Origin of the sequence: Cellulomonas endophytica (genome assembly GCF_004123805.1) — a bacterium.
Taxonomy (GTDB): Bacteria; Actinomycetota; Actinomycetes; order Actinomycetales; family Cellulomonadaceae; genus Cellulomonas; species Cellulomonas endophytica.
Genome location: NZ_RWJX01000043.1, coordinates 13014 through 29910 on the forward strand (window position 1 = coordinate 13014; position 16897 = coordinate 29910).

Below are 16897 nucleotides of genomic sequence, written 5' to 3' on the forward strand. Positions count from 1 at the left end.
GGGGGAGACCCTAGCCGTGGGCGCGCGCCGCCTCCGCCTGGAGGAGGTGCCCCAGGACCTCGCCGACGGCCGCGCGGGCCTCCTCCGGCGAGGAGCCGGTGAGCGCGGCCGCGGCGGCACGGTCGCAGTCGTCCTTCGTCGTCGCCGCGAGCGCGGCCCCGAGGGGCCCGAGCGCGTTCGGCCGCACGGACAGGTGCGCGGCCCCCATCCCGACGAGGACGCACGCCAGCAGGGGGTCGACCGCGGCCTCGCCGCTGATGCCGACGGGCCGGCCGCGCCCCGTCCCCGCCGCGCACGCGGCCGCGACGAGCTGGAGCACCGCCGGCTGCCACGGGTCGTTGAGCCGCGCCACGGTGCCCAGGGAGCGGTCCGCGGCCATCGTGTACTGGGTCAGGTCGTTCGTGCCGACGCTGGCGAAGGCCGCGTGCGCGAGGATCGGGCCGGCGACGAGGGCCGCGGCGGGCACCTCGATCATGACGCCGGCCGTCCGCAGCCCGTGCCCGGCGCAGCGCTCGACGAACTCCCGCGCCTCGCCGACCGTGGCGACCATCGGCGCCATGACCCAGACGTCGGCGTCGGAGCCGTCCGCCGCCCGCGCGACCGCCCGCAGCTGGTCGTCGAGCAGGTCCGGGTGCGCCACGGAGGTGCGCAGGCCGCGCACGCCGAGCGCGGGGTTGGCCTCGCCGTGGTCGACGAGGAAGGGCAGGCGCTGCTCCGCGCCGGCGTCGAGGGTGCGCACCACGACCACCCGCCCGGGGAAGCGGTCGAGCACCGCCCGGTAGGTGGCGACCTGCTCCTCGACGGTCGGGGCCGTCGCCCGGCCGAGGAAGCTCGCCTCCGTGCGGTAGAGGCCGACCCCCTCCGCGCCGGCCGCCGCGGCGGCGGCCGCGTCGGCGGGCGTGCCCACGTTGGCCAGGAGCGGCACGGCGTGGCCGTCCGCGGTGCGACCGCGCTCGAGCAGGACGGCCGGCCCCGCCGGGACGGGCACCCGGGCGGGCGCGGCGGGCGTCTCCTCGACCGGGTGCAGCGTCACCGTCCCGGCGTCGCCGTCGACGAGGAGCAGGTCCCCGTCGGCGACGATGCGGTCGACCCCCGGCACCGCGACGACCGCCGGCACCCCCAGGGCCCGGGCGAGGATCGCGGTGTGCGAGGTGGGGCCGCCCGTCGCGGTGACGACCGCGCGCACGTGGGTGGGGTCCAGCGTCGCGGCGAGGGCGGGCGCGAGGTCGCCGGCGACGAGGACGACCGGCCCGTCGGCCGCGGGCAGGCCCGGGACGGGACGGCCGGTGAGGTCGGCGACGATCCGGTTGCGCACGTCGGCGACGTCCGAGACCCGCTCCGCGAACAGCCCGCCGAGGGCGGCGAACATCGCGGCGACCTCCTCCGCCGCCTCCCACACCGCCCGTTCGGGCACGAGGTGGTCGTCGAGCACCCGCTGCCGCGCGTCGTCGAGCAGGGCGGGGTCGGCCGCGATGGCGGCCGTGGCGTGGAGGATCTCGCGCGCCTCGCCCTGCACCCGGGCCGCGTCCGCCTCGAGGCGCTCGCGCACCCGGGCGGAGGAGGCGTCGATGCGCGCGGCCGCCGCGGCGACGTCGCTCGTGGGCGGCAGGCGCAGGCCCGGAGCGGGCTCGACGACGGGGTCCGGGAGCCGGGCCGCCGGTGCGGAGGTGCGTCCCGGGCTCGCGGGGACGCCGTGCAGGACCGTGGTCGTGCTCACCGCTGCCACCGCTGCGACCTCGCCGTCGTCATCGCCGTATCGTGGCGGAGCCGCCCGTCCCTGCGCCAGGCGACAGGCCGCGGGTCCCTCGGGAGGGTGCCGTCGGAGGCCCGCCTGGCCGGGACGCGCCGGGGCGCTACTCTGGACCGGCGCGTCGGCAGCCGGTGCGCGGGACGGAGGAGTCGCGGTGAGCAAGGCGGAGCAGATCCTCGCAGCGCTGGGGGGCGACACGAACGTGGTCGACCTCGAGCCCTGCATCACGCGGCTCCGGGTCGAGGTCGGCGACTCCCAGCTGGTCGACGAGGCGGCGCTGAAGGCGTCCGGCGCGTTCGGCGTCGTGCGCAGCGGGCGCATCGTGCAGGTCATCGTGGGCCCGGAGGCCGACAACCTCGCGGCGGAGCTCGACAGCCTCCGCTGATGCGGATGCGCGGCTCGGACCGACGGCGGGCCCGGTGAGCGACCCCGCCGCCGGCCCGCTGCCCCCGGGACGGCCGCTCCTCACCGTCCTCGCGCCCGTCCCCGGGACGGTGGTGGCCCTCGCCGAGGTGCCCGACCCCGTCTTCGCCGAGAGCATGGTCGGCCCGGGCGTGGCCCTGGAGCCCGACGGGCAGGACCTCCTCACCGTCGTGGCCCCCGTGACGGGCACCGTGACGACGCTCCACCCGCACGCCTTCGTGCTCGAGGTCCCCGACGGCCGGTGCGTCCTCGTGCACCTCGGGATCGACACCGTGACCCTCAAGGGCGAGGGGTTCACGCTGCACGTCGCCGTCGGCCAGGCCGTCCGCGCCGGCGACCCCGTCGTGGGGTGGTCGCCGCTCGACATCGCGCGGCGCGGGCTGGCGACCGTCTGCCCCGTGGTGGCGCTCGAGGCGGACGCGGCCGACATCACGGCCGTACCGGCCCTCAGGGGTGCCGTGGCGACGGGCGAGCCGCTGCTGCGCTGGCGGTAGGGGGCAGCCGGGACGAGGCCGTGCCCGGCAGTCGCCGACGGTGGGATGCCGGCGCCCGCCCCTGCCCTCCGCCGTCCCGCCCTGCGCCGCCTCGTGGCGCGCCGCCGGTGCGGGGTGCGTCGGAGCGGGGTGCGCCGGGTCAGGCGGGGCGGGGCGTCCCGTCGGCGGGGACGTGGGCGGGGGCGGGGGTGGCGGTGCCCCCTGCGGCGGCCACGGCGGCGAGGCGCTCGCGGTGCGCCACGAGCGCGTCGCGCTGGCCCGCGAGGGGGACGTCGGCCTCCTCGAGCAGCCGCCGGACCTCCGTGCGCAGCCGGCGGGCGACCGCCCACTGCTCCCCGGGGCGCGTGCGCACCCGCAGCCGGATCGTCACGGCGTCCGCCGCCAGGCGCTCCACACCCGTCACCGTGGGCTCGCCCTCGACGAGGTCGACGGTCTCCGGGTCGCGCGCCACCCGGCGGGCCGCCTCGTGCAGGAGCGCCTGCACCTCGTCGACGTCCACGAAGTAGTCGACGTCGACCTCGACGGTGGCGGTGGACCAGCCCTGGGTCTTGTTGCCGACGCGCAGGATCGTGCCGTTGGGGACGTACCAGAGCGTCCCGTCGTCGCCGCGCACCCGCGTCACGCGCAGGCCGACCGCCTCCACGGTGCCCGTGGCGGGGCCGAGGTCGATGACGTCCCCGACCCCGTACTGGTCCTCCACGAGCATGAACAGGCCCGTGAGGAAGTCCTTCACGAGGCTCTGCGCGCCGAAGCCGAGCGCGACGCCGACGATGCCGGCGGAGGCGATGAACGGCGCGATGTTGACGCCGAGCGCGTCGAGCACGAGCACCACCACGATCGTCCCGACGACGAGCGAGGCCGTGGAGCGCAGCACGGAGCCCACCGTCCGGGCCCGCTGCGCCCGGCGGGCGGCCGCCACGGGGTCGCGGCGCAGGAGCTGCGCGGCCCGCTCGGACTCGCCGAGCTGGCCGAGGACGCCGCGGCGCCACACGGGCGTGCCGTCGGCGATGTGCTCCGTGGTCCGCCGGATGCCGAACCGCAGCGCGGCCAGCACGAGGAACCCGAGGACCAGGGTGAGCACGATCTGGAGCGGGGCGCCGAGCAGGAGCGCCAGCCAGTCGGACTGGGTCGACGGCAGGCGGTCCCAGGCGTCGCCGAGCTCCTGCGTCACGGAGCTCGGGGAGGGCGAGGGGTCGACGGCGGCCCGGGCGGCCGGGGCGGGGGCGGTCGGGAAGGGCGTCACGGCTGCACCAGCCCCGTCCGGTCGGCGACGAACTGCAGCTGCTCCACGGTCAGCCCGATCGTGCGGGACAGGGCGCGGGCGCCGTGCCCGACCCCGACCTCGCGCCGCACGAGGACGGGCCGCTCGTCGCGCGGCGCGGAGGTCGCCGCCTGGAGCGCGGCGGCGAGCTTGCGCGCGTGCAGCGGGTCGACGCGGGTGTCGCCCTCGAAGACGGTGAAGAGCGTCGCGGGGTAGGCGGCGCCGTCCACCACCCGGTGGTAGGGCGAGTAGCCCAGCAGCCAGCCGAGCTCGGTGGCGTCGTCGGCGTCGCCGTACTCCTCCGTCCACGTCACGCCGAGGCCGAAGCGCTGGTAGCGCACCATGTCGAGCAGCGGCGCCGAGCACACGACCGCGGCGAACAGGTCCGGCCGCTGCGTGAGGGCGGCGCCGACGAGCAGCCCGCCGTTCGAGCCGCCCCAGCACGCGAGCCGGTCGCCCGTCGTCCAGCCCCTGTCGAGGAGGAGCTGCGCGACGGCGTGGAAGTCGTCGAAGACGTGCTGCTTGTGCGCGCGCATCCCGTCGCGGTGCCAGCCCTCGCCCTCCTCGCCGCCGCCGCGCAGGTTGGCGACGACCCACACGCCGCCGGCCTCGACCCACGCCAGGGTCGAGGCGGAGTACGCGGGGTCGAGGGAGACCTGGAAGCCGCCGTAGCCGTAGAGCACGGTCGGCGCCGGGGCGAGGGGCCGGCCCTCGGCGTCGAGGGCGTCGGCCCGGGCGACGACGAAGGCCCGCACGGCGGTGCCGTCGGCGCTCGTCGCGGTGACCTGCTGGACGCGGACGTCGGGCAGGTCGGCCAGCGCACCGGGGGGCGTGGCCCACACCGTCGTCGCGCCCGTCAGGCCGTCGAGGTGGTGCACGGTGCTGACCGTCGTGTGGTCCGTGTAGGAGAACCAGACGTCGCGGCCGCCCTCGGGCCGCGTGGCCAGGCCCGAGATCGACCCGAGGCCGGGCAGCGCGACGGTGCCGTCCGCGCCGGGCAGCGGCGCGCCCGTGGCCGGGTCGTGCACCGTCACCTCGCTGAGGGCGTGGCGGCGCCGGGCCGCGAGCAGCCGGACGGGCGCGGTGGGGTCCCCGTCGTCGACGAGGGCCACGTCCTCCAGGACGGAGCCGGGGTCCTCGGGCAGCAGGGTCGTCCAGTGCTCGACGCCCGGGACGGCCGGGTCGGCCACGCACAGCCGCCCGCGGGGGGCGTCGAGGTCCGTGTGGACGTAGAGGCGGCCGTCCCGCCCGACCCAGACGCCGGCCTGCGCGTCGTGGCCGACGAGGACGGGCGTGAACGCCGGCGCGGCGGCCGAGCCCTCGTCGCCCGGCGTCGCGTCGATGCGCGCGAGCCAGACGTCCGTGCGCGGGGCGGTGCCGGCGGACGCCGACACGACGAGCCAGCGTCCGTCGCGCGAGACCGTGACCCCGTAGTAGTTCGTCATCGCCAGGCCCGCGCCGAAGACCTCGACGTCCGTGGCCGGGTCCGCGCCCAGCCGGTGCAGCCAGACGCGGCGGTGGTACTGGCGCTCGTCCTCCGGGAGCCCCTCGGGCGCCAGGCGACGCACGTAGAGGAAGGCGTCGCCGCCGGGCAGCCAGGCGACCGGGGAGTAGCGGGCGCGCTCGACGGGTCCGTCGACGTCCGCGCCCGTCGCGACGTCGAGGACGCGCAGGACGCTCTCCTCGGTGCCGCCGGTGGAGACCTGGTAGGCGAGGCGGTCGCCCTCGAGCGAGGGCCGCCACGCGTCCAGCGTCGTCGTGCCCGCGGGGTCCAGCCGCAGGGGGTCGACGAGGACCCGCTCCGTGCCGTCGGCCTCCCGGACGAGGACGACCGCGTGCTCCTGGTCCCCGACGCGACGCGAGAAGAAGAGCCGCTCGCCCCGCCACACGGGCACGCCGACGAAGCCGGCGCCGAGGAGCGCACCGAGCCGGGCGGTGAGGGCCGACGTGCCCAGCGGGCCCTCCGCACCGTCCCAGCGCGTGCGGTAGGCGGCGTAGAGCTCGTCCTGGGCCTGCGACCACGCCCGGGTGGCGGGCGCCTCCGGGTCCTCCAGCCAGCGGTAGGGGTCGGCCACGCGGTGGCCGTGCAGGGTCTCGACGAGGTCGAGGCGCTCGGCGTCGGGGTACGGCGGCAGCGCCGTGGCGGGGGCGCCGGCGGCGGTCGTCGGGGTGCTCGCGTCCATGGCCCGCGAGCCTACGTGGGCCGACGCGGGCGCCCGCGTCGCGCGCAGGGCCCGGGTGCGCGGAGGTCCCGGGCCGGTCCTGCGGTCCCCCCGACGGCGGCGGGAGGACCCCTCGTCGGCCGGTCCGTGCCCCGGGCCCGGCCCGGCCGTCACCCGTCCGGGTGTCCGACACCACCGTCCGCCCGCGTGCACAGGGCCTGACGGGTCGGCAGGATCGGGGCGTGAGCGACGACGACCGACCTTCCGACGCCCTGCTGCGGCTGGCCGGGGCCCACGGCATCACCACGGAGTTCTGGGACTTCCACGGGGAGCACCGCATCCCGTCGGGGGCGACCCTGCGCAGCGTGCTCGGCGCCATGGGGGTCGACGCCTCGTCGCCCGCGCTGGTCGACCTCGCGCTCGCGCACGCGGAGGACCAGCCGTGGCGCCAGGTCCTGCCGCCGTTCGTCGTCACCCGGGCCGGCCGGGACGCCCACGTGCCGGTCCACGTCACGGACGGCGACCCCGTGCGCGCGTGGGTGGAGATCGACCCGGAGGCCGGCGGCGGGCGCGTGGAGCTCTCGCAGTCCGACGAGTACGTCGCCCCGCGCGTGGTCGACGGCCGACGGGTGGGCCGCGCGGTCTTCGTGCTGCCCGGCAGCCTGCCGCTCGGCTGGCACGAGGTCGTCGTGGAGGGGCCCAGCGCCCGCGGCCACAGCCCCGCCGTGGTGACGCCGGACCGGCTGCGCCTGCCCGCGGCCCTCGACGGCGAGGCCCGCGGCTGGGGCTTCATGGCGCAGCTGTACTCCGTGCGCAGCCGCGCCTCGTGGGGGGTGGGCGACCTCGTCGACCTCGCGGACATGGGGTGGCTGCTCGGCCACGAGTGCGGCGCGGACTTCCTGCTCATCAACCCGCTGCACGCGGCCGAGCCGACGACGCCCATGACGCCGTCGCCGTACCTGCCGACCACGCGCCGCTTCGTCAACCCGCTCTTCGTGCGCCCCGAGGCGGTGCGCGAGGCCGCGTACCTGTCCGCCGCGGACCGCGCGCTCGTCGAGTGGGCCGCGGAGCCGGCCCGCGCCCTGAACACCGACACGGGCCCCATCGACCGGGACGTGGCATGGACGGCGAAGAAGGCCGCGCTCGAGGTCGTGCACGCCGCACCGCGCACCGGCGCCCGCCAGCGCGCCTTCGACGCGTACTGCCATGAGGAGGGCGCCGGGCTCGAGCAGTTCGCGCTGTGGTGCGCGCTCGTCGAGCGGCACGCGGGCGCGGAGTGGCCGGCCGAGCTCCACGACCCGCACGGGGAGGCGGTCGCGGCGGCGCGGGCCGAGCTGGCCGACCGCGTCGACTTCTTCCGGTGGCTGCAGTGGGTCGCCGACGAGCAGCTCGAGGCGGCGCAGGCCGCGGCACGCCGGGGCGGCATGGCGCTGGGGATCATGCACGACCTCGCGGTCGGCGTGCACCCGGGCGGCGCCGACGCCTGGGCGCTGCGCGACGTGCTCGCGCCCGAGGCCTCCGTCGGCGCACCCCCCGACATGTACAACCAGCAGGGGCAGGACTGGTCGCAGCCGCCGTGGCACCCCCAGGAGCTCGCGCGCGCCGGCTACCGGCCGTGGCGGGACATGCTGCGCACGATCCTGCGGCACGCGGGCGCGATCCGGATCGACCACGTCATCGGCCTGTTCCGGCTCTGGTGGATCCCGCGCGGCCAGTCGCCGGCCCTCGGCGCCTACGTGAAGTACGACCACGAGGCGATCGTGGGGATCCTCGCGCTCGAGGCCCACCGGGCCGGCGCCGTCGTCATCGGCGAGGACCTCGGCACCGTCGAGCCGTGGGTGCGCGACTACCTCTCGGAGCGCGGCGTCCTCGGCACCTCGATCCTGTGGTTCGAGTACGACCAGCACGGCGGGCCGCTGGCTCCCGAGCGCTGGCGGCGGCTCGTGCTCGCGACGGTGACCACGCACGACCTGCCCCCCACGGCGGGCTACCTCGCCGACGAGCACGTCGCCATCCGCGAGCGGCTCGGGCTGCTCACGGAGCCCGTCGAGCAGGTGCGGGCGCAGGCGCGCGAGGAGCGCGAGCGGATGCTCGGCCTCCTGCGCGACCGCGGCCTGCTGGGGGCCGACGCCAGCGAGCGGGAGACCGTCGAGGCGCTCCACCGCTACATCCTCGCCTCGCCCGCCGCCCTCCTCGGGGTCTCCCTCGCGGACGCGGTGGGGGAGCGCCGGGCGCAGAACCAGCCCGGCACCGACCAGGAGTACCCGAACTGGAAGGTGCCGCTGGGCGACGGCAACGCCCAGCCCGTCCTCGTGGAGGACCTCGTCGACAGCTCCCGCCTGCGGTCGCTGGCCCGGGTGATGAACGAGCGCTGACCACCTGCGCTGACCACCTGCGTGGGCGACCTGCGTGGACGGAGCGGCACCGGCGGGATCCGTACGACGACGACGGCCCGGCCCCTCCACGTGGAGGGGCCGGGCCTTCGCGGTGCGGAGCCGGGCCGGCGCAGGGCCGGCGCAGGGCCGGCGCAGGCGCAGGGCCCCGGGACCCGGTGCCGGCCCCGGGGAGGGTCTCAGCCGCGGGCGCGGTCCGCGGACTGGGCGGCGAGGGCGCGGCGGACGCCGTCCCGCGCCTCGGCGACGAGCCGGCGCAGCGCGGGCGCGGCGTCCGGGTGGTCGGACAGCCAGGCGTCGGTGAGGCCGAGGACGTCGACCGCGTCGGAGCCGGCCAGCGCCGACGGGTACAGCCCGACGACGACGTTCTGCGCCATCTCGTTCGTGCGCTCGGCCCAGACGGTCTCCAGCGCCGCGAAGTAGGGCTCCACCCACGGCACGAGCAGGGCCAGGTCGTGCACGCGGCCGAAGCCGGCGATCGTCGCGGCCTGGACCGCGTTGGGCAGCTCGTCGCGCTCGACGAGCGCGGTCCACGCCTCGGCCTTCGAGGCCGCGTCGGGCAGGGCGGCCCGCGCGGTGGCGGCGGCGCGCTGGCCCGTGGCGGTGGCGTCCAGCGCGAGCTGGGCGTCGATCTCGGGCCGCCCCGCCCGCCCGCCGGCGACGAGCGCGACGAGCAGCTCCCAGCGCAGGTCCGTGTCCACGACGAGACCCTCGAGCGCCGCCGAGCCGTCGAGCAGCCCGGCGACGAAGTCGAGCTGGGCGGACGTCGTCGCGCGGGCGGCGGCGGCCTTGACGAGCTGCAGCTGGGTGTCGGAGCCGGGGGCGGAGGCCCGCGCGAGCTCGAGGAGACGGTCGCCCGCGGCCGTGCGGACCTGCTCGCGGTGCTCGGGCGCCACGTAGAGCTCGACCGTCGTGGCGAGCTGGCGGAGCAGGACGAGGACGACGGAGGAGTCGCTCTCGGCCGCGACGTTGCCCAGCACGAGGTCGACGAAGTCGCGGGGCGGGGTCTCGGCGTCCCGGGTGGCGTCCCACGCCGCGCCCCAGACGAGCGTGCGCGGCAGGGAGTCGGCGAAGCGGTCGAGGTAGCGCACGGCGTACGCCGTGGACGCGGGGTCGAGGCGCACCTTGGCGTAGGCCAGGTCGTCGTCGTTGAGCAGGAGCAGCGGGGGCAGCGGCGTGCCGACGAGCTCGGGCACGTCCGTGCGGGCGCCGTCGACGTCGAGCTCGACCCGGACGGTGCGCTCGAGGCGGCCCGAGGCGTCGTCGAGGGCGTAGCCACCGACCGCCAGGCGGTGCGGGCGCTGCACCGGGTGCTCCTCGGGGACCTCCTGCAGCACCGCGAAGGAGGCGATGCGGCCGTCGTCGTCGACCGTCAGCTCCGGGCGCAGCAGCGTCACGCCCGCCCTCTCGAGCCACAGGGCCGACCAGGCACCCAGGTCGCGGCCGCTCGTGGCCTCCAGCTCCGTGAGCAGGTCCCGCAGCTCCGTGTTCCCCCAGGCGTGCTTCGCGAAGTACGCCCGGACCCCGGCGAAGAACTGCTCCCGGCCGACCCACGCGACGAGCTGCTTGAGGACGCTGGCGCCCTTGGCGTAGGTGATGCCGTCGAAGTTCACCTCGACGTCCTCGAGGTCGCGCATGTCCGCGACGATGGGGTGCGTGCTCGGCAGCTGGTCCTGCCGGTAGGCCCAGCTCTTCTCCAGCGAGGAGAACGTCGTCCACGACGACGTCCAGCGGGTGACCTCCGCCGCGGCGAGGGTGGACGCGTACTCCGCGAACGACTCGTTGAGCCACAGGTCGTCCCACCAGCGCATCGTCACGAGGTCGCCGAACCACATGTGCGCGAGCTCGTGGAGGATCGTCGTGGCCCGGCGCTCCACCGTCGCGTCGGGGACCTTCGAGCGGAAGACGTAGGACTCCAGGAAGGTCACCGCGCCCGCGTTCTCCATCGCGCCCGCGTTGAACTCCGGCACGAAGAGCTGGTCGTACTTCGCGAAGGGGTACGGGTGGTCGAACCGCTCCTCGTAGAACGCGAAGCCGGCACGCGTCACGTCGAGGATCTCGTCCGTGTCCAGGTGCTCGGCCAGCGACCGGCGGCAGTAGACGCCGAGGGGGACCGTGCGGCCGTCGGAGCTCGTGAGCTCGCCGTGCTCGGCGTGGTACGGGCCGGCGACCACGGCGGTCACGTAGGACGACAGCCGCGGGGTCGTCTCGAAGCGCCAGACCGCGGTGCCCTCGTCGCGGCCGCCGTTGGCGTTGACGCCGCCCTCGACGGGCTCGGGCGCCCCGACCTGCGGGTAGTTGGACACGACGACCCAGTGGGCGGGAGCCGTCACGGTGAAGGCGAAGGTCGCCTTGAGGTCCGGCTGCTCGAAGACGGCGAAGACCCGGCGGGAGTCGGCCACCTCGAACTGGGAGTACAGGTACACCTCGTCGTCCACCGGGTCGACGAACCGGTGCAGGCCCTCGCCCGTGTGCATGTAGTCGCACTCGGCGACGACGAGCAGGGTGTTGTCCTCGGCGAGGTCGTCGAGCCGGATGCGGGCGTCGCGGAACACCTCCGCGGGGTCCAGGGAGCGCCCGTTGAGGACGACCTCGTGCACCGCGGGCGCGATGAGGTCGACGAACGTCGAGGCACCCGGCGTGGCGCCGAAGCGGAGGGTGGTGCGGGAGGCGAACGTCTTCGGGCTCGTCGTGAGGTCGAGCTCGACCGCGTACGACTCCGTCCGCACGACGGAGGCCCGCTCGCGGGCCTCCGCGCGCGTGAGGTTCTCTCCAGGCACCGACTGCTCCCCTCGTGACGCCCCCGGGGGGCGCCGTGCACCGCGCGGCCGCGTCGGTCGACGGGGCCGGGACCTGCGCCGTCGGTCCTGCGGCGGTCCGACGACGACGCCTGATGCTCGCACACCGCCGCCACGCGGTGACCGCGTCGGGTGGCCCCCGCCCGGGGGTCACGGCGGTACCGGGGCTGTGGGCGTCCCGCTCGCCACCGGTGGGTGCCGGCGCGCGGAGGCCCGTCGTCGTGGGGCACGATGCCCCCGACGGCCGGCGCGCGCGCGACGCGGGCGGCCGGGCGGCGCCCGGAGCCCCGGGGCCGTCGTGGACGACAGGGAGACCAGGCGTGAGCAGCACGGACACCGCCCGCACGAGCACCGGCTCCGGGACCCGCGTCGACTTCTGGTTCGACCCGGCCTGCCCCTGGGCGTGGATGACGTCGCGCTGGATGGACGAGGTCGCGCGCCTGCGGGACGTCGACGTGCACTGGCACGTCATGTCGCTCTCCGTGCTCAACGAGGGCCGCGACCTGCCCGAGGGGTACCGCGCCCTGATGGACGCCTCGTGGGGCCCCGTCCGGGTGCTCGTCGCCGCCCAGCGGGACCACGGGGACGGCGTGCTCAAGCCGCTCTACGACGCGATGGGCACCCGGCGCCACCCCGGCGGCCGGACGGACACGGACGCGATCGTCGCGGAGGCGCTCGCGGAGGTCGGGCTGCCGGCGGGGCTGGCGGACGTGGCGGGGACCACGGAGGTCGACGAGGCCCTGCGCGTCTCGCACGCCGAGGCCCTGGCGCTCGTGGGCGACGAGGTGGGCACCCCGGTCGTGGCCATCGACGGCGTCGGCTACTTCGGGCCGGTCGTGACGCCCGCGCCGACGGGGGACGACGCCGCCCGCCTCTTCGACGGGCTCGTGCTCATGACGGGCGTGCCCGGCTTCTACGAGCTCAAGCGCACCCGCACGGCCGGCCCCCAGCTCTGAGCGACGTCCTGCACGGGGAGGGGTCGACGTGAGCGGAGGCGGGGCGGCGACGGGGGCGACGCCGTCGGGGCGTGCCCCCGACGCGGGCGCCGGCCTGGGGCGCGGGCTGACCGCCCTCCTCGCCGTGGTGGTCGTGCTCGTGCTCGCGTTCGCGGGGGTGCTGCTGTGGACGCTGATGGGCGGCAGCGGCGGTGGAGCGCCCGCGGGCGCCGGGGACCCGGGCGCCTCGTCCGGTGCGCCCGGCGACGGCGGGGCCACCACCCCCGCGCCGCCGCCGGGGGGCACCGCGTCCCCCGCGGCGACCCCGACGGCGGGCCCGGCCGCGTTCCGGCTGCCCAGCGGCAACATCTCGTGCGAGATGACCGAGGAGCGGGTCGCCTGCACCATCGGCGGCTTCAGCTACACCCCGCCCGCCGTCGAGGGCTGCACGGGGGCGGTGGGACCCGTGGCGGTGCTCGACGCCGCGGGCGCGTCCCTGCCCTGCGTCGAGGGGGACCCGGCGCCCGCCGCCGACGCCCCCGTGCTCGAGTACGGGGAGACGAGCACCGTCGGCCCGTGGACCTGCGGCAGCGGGACGGACGGCGCCACCTGCACCGCCACCGCGTCCGGCGTCGGCTTCCGGCTCGCCTCGGGCGCCTTCACCCCCCTGCCCTGAGCGCATCCGACCCCCGCACGCCGGACGCCGGGGTCCGCACGGGACGGCAGCCCGGGGCGGCCCGGGCGGGGGTGGGCCCCCCGCCCGGTGCGGCCTACCAGATGCGCACGCGGTCGGCGGGGTCGCGCCAGAGGGCGTCGCCCGGCCGGACGTCGAACGCCGTGTAGAACTCGTCGATGTTCGTCACGACCCCGTTGCAGCGGAACTCGTCGGGCGAGTGCGGGTCCGTCGAGATGCGGCGCACGAGCTCCTCGTCGCGGTACTTGCCCTGCCAGCTCTGCGCCCAGCCGATGAAGGCGCGCTGCAGCCCCGTGAGCCCGTCGAGCACGGGCGCCTCCTCGAGCGGGCCGCCCAGGGCGATCTCGTAGGCCTCGAGCGCGATGGCCAGGCCGCCGAGGTCGCCGATGTTCTCGCCGACCGTCAGCGCCCCGTTGACGTGGTGGGAGCCGTCGAGCTGGCGCGGGGAGTACGCGTCGTACTGGGCGATGAGCGCCTTCGTGCGCGTCTCGAACTCCGCGCGGTCGTCGGCGGTCCACCAGTCCTCGAGGCGGCCGTCGCCGTCGTACTTCGAGCCCTGGTCGTCGAAGCCGTGGCCGATCTCGTGGCCGATGACCGCGCCGATGCCGCCGTAGTTCACCGCGTCGTCGGCGTCGGCGTCGAAGAAGGGCGGCTGCAGGATCGCCGCGGGGAAGACGATCTCGTTCATGCCCGGGTTGTAGTAGGCGTTGACCGTCTGCGGCGTCATGAACCACTCGTCGCGGTCGATGGGCCGGCCGATCTTGCCCAGCTCGCGGTCCTGCTCGAACGCCGCCGCCCGGCGGACGTTGCCCAGCAGGTCGTCGGCGGCGACCTCCAGGGCCGAGTAGTCGCGCCACCGCACGGGGTAGCCGATCTTCGGCGTGAAGCTCTCGAGCTTGGCCAGCGCCTTCGCCCGCGTCTCGGGGCCCATCCAGTCCAGGCCCTCGATGGAGCGGCGGTAGGCCTCGACGAGGTTCGCGACGAGCACCTCCATGCGCTCCTTGTGCGCCGGCGGGAAGTGGCGGGCGACGTAGACCTCGCCCACGGCCTCCCCGAGCGCGCCCTGCACCACGGACACGCCGCGCTTCCAGCGGTCGCGCAGCTCCTGCGCGCCGGTGAGGCGGCGCCCGTAGAAGTCGAAGTTCGCCTCGACGAGCTCCTGCGTCAGGTACGGCGCCCGCGCGGAGACGGCGTGGTAGGCCGCCCAGGCCTGCCAGCTCTCGAGGTCGGCCGACGCCCACAGCGCCGCGAACCCCGTGGCGAACGAGGGCTCCCGCACGACGAGCCGCTCCAGCGTGCCCTCGGGCGCGCCGAGCGCCTGCGCCCACGCCCGCCAGCCGAAGCCCGGCGCGCTCACGACGAGGTCGCCCAGCGTCATGGCGTTGTAGGTGAGCTCGGCGTCGCGGTCCTTCACCACGTCCCAGTGGTGCGCGGCGAGCCGGGTCTCGAGGTCCACGACGCGGTCGGCGAGCGCGTCCGCGGACGCCTCGTCGGCGGCGACGCCGGCCAGGCGCAGCATCCGTGCGACGTGCGGCCGGTACGCCGCCAGCACCTCGGCGTAGGCGTCCTCCCGGTAGTAGGACTCGTCGGGCAGTCCGAGCCCGTCCTGGGTGAGGTGGACGACGTACCGCTCGGGGTCCTTGGCGTCGTTGTCGACCCAGAAGGAGACCGCGGCGGCGGCTCCCGTCCGCTGGAGCGCGCCCAGCACGGTGACGAGCTCGTCCTTCGTCGTCGCGGCGGCGATGGGGTCGAGGTCGGGGGCGAGGGGGGCCAGCCCGGCCGCCTCGATCGCGTCCGTGCCCATGAAGGAGGCGTAGAGCGCGCCGATCTTGGCCTGCACGCCGGTCGCGGCGCCGTCGGTCGCGGCCTGCGCCGACTCCAGGATGATGTCGCGGACCTGGACCTCGGCCTCGTCGTGCAGCCGGCGGAACGCGCCGTCGGCGGCGCGGTCGGCGGGGATGACGTGGGCGTCGAGCCAGCGGCCGTTCACGTGGCGGAACAGGTCGTCGGCGGGGCGGGTGCCCGGGTCCAGGGCGGACGTGTCGACGCCGCTGCGGGCGGGGGTGGTGGTCATGGATGGGCGTCCTCCGGTCGGGCGGGTCGGGCTCGGGCCAGCGTAGGACCCGGCCCCGACGGGCGCGGTGGCGGCGCGGCCCGCGCTCAGGGCCCGTCGCCGCCGCGGACCGGGTCGGGCCGCCGGGGGACCGGCCCGGTGCGGCAGGATGACGCCATGCGCATCCACATCGCCTCGGACCACGCCGGCTACGAGCTCAAGACCGCGCTGGTCGAGCACCTCCAGGGCGCCGGGCACGACGTCGTCGACCACGGCGCGCACGGGTACGACGCGCTCGACGACTACCCGCCCTTCTGCTTCGCGGCGGGGGAGGCCGTGGTCGCCGAGCCCGGCAGCCTCGGGGTCGTCATCGGCGGGTCGGGCAACGGCGAGCAGATCGCCGCGAACCAGGTCCCGGGCGTGCGGGCCGCGCTCGCGTGGAACCCCGCGACGGCGGTCCTGGCCCGCCAGCACAACGACGCCAACGTCGTCGCCGTGGGCGCGCGCCAGCACACGATCGACGAGGCCGTCGAGCTCGTCGAGACGTTCCTCAAGGAGCCGTTCAGCCACGACCCGCGCCACCAGCGCCGCATCGACCTCATGAAGGAGTACGAGGCGCGCCGCTGACGCGCGACCGCCGGGCGCCGGCGTCGGCCCGCGGGGCCCCCGGTCGTCCTAGCCGCGGCGCCGCAGCACGAGGTGCGTCACGACGCCGGCGAGCAGGCCCCAGAACGCGGCGGACACGCCCGCGACGCTGACCCCGGACACCGTGACGAGCAGGGTCACGGCCGCCGGGACCCGGTCGCGCTCGTGGGCGAAGGCGCCCCCGACGGAGGCGGCGAGCGTCCCGACGAGCGCGAGCCCTGCCGCGGCGGCGACGAGGCCACCGGGCGCGGCGAGCGCGACGGCGGCGGCCGCCGCCGAGCACACGCCCAGGACGAGGTAGCCGACCCCCGTCGTCACCGCGGCCTGCCAGCGGCGGGAGGTGTCGGGGCCGGCGTCGGGGCCGGCGGCGAGGGCCGCGCTGATGGCGGCGAGGTTGATCGCGTGCCCGCCGAAGGGCGCGGCGAGCACCGTCCCGGCCCCCGTGACGACGAGGGACGGCCGCAGCGGCGCCGTGTAGCCCAGCCCGGCGAGGACGGCGACGCCCGGGATGTTCTGCGAGGCCATCGTCACGACGTACAGCGGCACGGCGACGGAGACGAGCGAGGCGACGCCGAACGCCGGCACGGTGGGCGCCAGGTCGGGACGCAGCGCCGCGGCGTCGAGCGCGCGGACCTCCGGGCTCGTGAGCGCCAGCGCGACCGCGAGGGCGATCGCCGCCGGTGCCGCCCAGCGCGGCGCCAGGCGCATCGCCAGCAGCCACACGAGCACCACGGGCCCGACGAGGGCGGGGGCGTCGACGACCGCCGTCACCGGCCGCAGGCACAGCGGCAGCAGCACGCCGGCGAGCATCGCCTGCGCCACGGGCACGGGGATCCGCCGCACCGCGCGCTCCAGCGGGCCGACGAGCCCCGTCGCGGCCAGGAGCACCCCGCACACGAGGAAGCCGCCCACCGCCTGCGCCCACCCGCCGGCCGCCGCGCCGGTGCCGGCCAGCAGCGCCGCGCCCGGCGTCGACCAGGCGACCGTGACGGGCACCCGCGTCCGCAGCGCCAGCACCACCGTGGCGGCGCCCATCGCCACGGTGACGGCGAGCAGGCCGGAGGCGGCCTGCGCCGGTGTCGCGCCGACGGACCGCAGGCCGTCGAGCACCACCGCGAAGGCGCTGAGGAACCCGACGAGGGCCGCCACCGTCCCGGCGGCGACCCGCGTGCCCAGGCCGCCACCGCCGCCGCCGCCCGCCCGGCCGGACGGGCGCGGGCGGGCGGCGGCGCGGGACGGGTCGCGGGGCACGGGCCGGGACGCTAGCCCAGGCCCGGCCGCACGCGCCC

General features: G+C 77.0%; 12 protein-coding genes. 6 read left to right on the plus strand and 6 right to left on the minus strand.

Annotation, left to right across the window (positions count from 1 at the left end; all coding sequences use genetic code 11):
• Positions 1-10: 10 nt before the first annotated feature.
• On the minus strand, positions 11-1717 hold the full coding sequence (gene ptsP, locus EJA20_RS12540; protein WP_240675462.1) for a phosphoenolpyruvate--protein phosphotransferase: 1707 nt from the start codon (positions 1715-1717) through the stop codon (positions 11-13).
• On the opposite strand from ptsP, the gene EJA20_RS19775 reads away from it, so the two are divergent.
• Positions 1710-2135 (plus strand): PTS sugar transporter subunit IIB, encoded by a 426-nt coding sequence (locus tag EJA20_RS19775; protein ID WP_276319543.1) that lies wholly within the window; start codon positions 1710-1712, stop codon positions 2133-2135. The two genes, ptsP and EJA20_RS19775, sit on opposite strands and share 8 nt — an antisense overlap.
• 34 nt (positions 2136-2169) lie before the next feature.
• A complete protein-coding gene (locus EJA20_RS12550; RefSeq protein ID WP_240675463.1) occupies positions 2170-2667 on the plus strand; it encodes a PTS sugar transporter subunit IIA in 498 nt (165 codons plus the stop codon).
• Positions 2668-2806: 139 nt separating this feature from the next.
• Here EJA20_RS12550 and EJA20_RS12555 read toward each other — a convergent pair whose 3' ends face one another.
• Positions 2807-3910 carry a mechanosensitive ion channel family protein gene (locus EJA20_RS12555; protein ID WP_240675464.1) on the minus strand — a complete coding sequence of 368 codons (1104 nt, stop codon included), beginning with the start codon at positions 3908-3910 and terminating at the stop codon, positions 2807-2809.
• Entirely contained in the window at positions 3907-6111 is a 2205-nt protein-coding gene (locus EJA20_RS12560) for a prolyl oligopeptidase family serine peptidase (protein ID WP_129338491.1), read from the minus strand. The genes EJA20_RS12555 and EJA20_RS12560 overlap by 4 nt, the downstream gene beginning before the upstream one ends.
• Positions 6112-6332: 221 nt before the next feature.
• On the opposite strand from EJA20_RS12560, the gene malQ reads away from it, so the two are divergent.
• Positions 6333-8465 carry a 4-alpha-glucanotransferase gene (gene malQ, locus EJA20_RS12565; RefSeq protein ID WP_129338492.1) on the plus strand — a complete coding sequence of 711 codons (2133 nt, stop codon included), beginning with the start codon at positions 6333-6335 and terminating at the stop codon, positions 8463-8465.
• 197 nt (positions 8466-8662) lie between these two features.
• On the opposite strand, the gene pepN is transcribed toward malQ, so the two are convergent.
• Positions 8663-11263, minus strand: a complete 2601-nt coding sequence (pepN, locus tag EJA20_RS12570; protein WP_129338493.1) for an aminopeptidase N — start codon at positions 11261-11263, stop codon at positions 8663-8665.
• Between the two features lie 338 nt (positions 11264-11601).
• Between pepN and EJA20_RS12575 the strand changes: the two genes are divergently transcribed.
• Positions 11602-12237, plus strand: coding sequence for a mycothiol-dependent nitroreductase Rv2466c family protein (locus EJA20_RS12575; protein ID WP_276319544.1), 636 nt, complete (start codon positions 11602-11604; stop codon positions 12235-12237).
• A gap of 28 nt (positions 12238-12265) precedes the next feature.
• A complete protein-coding gene (locus EJA20_RS12580) occupies positions 12266-12892 on the plus strand; it encodes a hypothetical protein (protein ID WP_129338495.1) in 627 nt (208 codons plus the stop codon).
• 94 nt (positions 12893-12986) lie between these two features.
• Here EJA20_RS12580 and EJA20_RS12585 read toward each other — a convergent pair whose 3' ends face one another.
• Positions 12987-14984 carry a M13 family metallopeptidase gene (locus EJA20_RS12585; RefSeq protein WP_129338496.1) on the minus strand — a complete coding sequence of 666 codons (1998 nt, stop codon included), beginning with the start codon at positions 14982-14984 and terminating at the stop codon, positions 12987-12989.
• Between the two features lie 156 nt (positions 14985-15140).
• On the opposite strand from EJA20_RS12585, the gene EJA20_RS12590 reads away from it, so the two are divergent.
• Positions 15141-15590 (plus strand): ribose-5-phosphate isomerase, encoded by a 450-nt coding sequence (locus EJA20_RS12590; RefSeq protein WP_129338497.1) that lies wholly within the window; start codon positions 15141-15143, stop codon positions 15588-15590.
• A 48-nt stretch (positions 15591-15638) separates the two neighbouring features.
• Here EJA20_RS12590 and EJA20_RS12595 read toward each other — a convergent pair whose 3' ends face one another.
• Positions 15639-16859 (minus strand): benzoate/H(+) symporter BenE family transporter, encoded by a 1221-nt coding sequence (locus tag EJA20_RS12595; protein ID WP_338068825.1) that lies wholly within the window; start codon positions 16857-16859, stop codon positions 15639-15641.
• Positions 16860-16897: the final 38 nt, after the last annotated feature.

Bases quoted from the DNA above. Each gene is read 5' to 3' on its own strand.
- EJA20_RS12560 (WP_129338491.1), bottom strand. From the start codon at position 6,111: ATGGACGCGAGCACCCCGACGACCGCCGCCGGCGCCCCCGCCACGGCG.
- EJA20_RS12585 (WP_129338496.1), bottom strand. From the start codon at position 14,984: ATGACCACCACCCCCGCCCGCAGCGGCGTCGACACGTCCGCCCTGGAC.
- EJA20_RS12590 (WP_129338497.1), top strand. From the start codon at position 15,141: ATGCGCATCCACATCGCCTCGGACCACGCCGGCTACGAGCTCAAGACC.